This is a genomic window from Vibrio sp. 10N.222.54.A3, from assembly GCF_041474095.1.
In the GTDB taxonomy this organism is placed as follows: Bacteria; Pseudomonadota; Gammaproteobacteria; order Enterobacterales; family Vibrionaceae; genus Vibrio; species Vibrio crassostreae_C.
Window position 1 is genome coordinate 1 of the sequence record NZ_JBFRTN010000176.1, and the last position, 251, is coordinate 251.

The window sequence follows — 251 nt, forward strand, 5'->3', positions numbered from 1 at the left end:
ACGTCGATACTGGTTAGCGTGCCTGAGGTAGTTACCGCTTTATCGGTTTCATCGATGGCAACGGTCGCACTGCTGACAGTAGCTGCGTCATTAGTGCCATTAATCGTCACTTTGATGGTCGAGGGTGTGCCATCAACAGACGACACCGTGAAGGTTTCTTCGACCTTATCGCCAACGTTTAGTTGATTAAACGCACTGTTGGCGGTGAACACCCAATGTCCACTGGCATCAATAGTTAGGTCACCGTTGGT

The 251-nt window shown here is 49.8% G+C and carries 1 protein-coding gene; it reads right to left on the reverse strand.

Going from position 1 to position 251, the window contains the following annotated elements:
* On the reverse strand, positions 1-251 hold a 251-nt coding region (locus AB4507_RS22815; RefSeq protein WP_372183479.1), incomplete at both ends, for a VCBS domain-containing protein.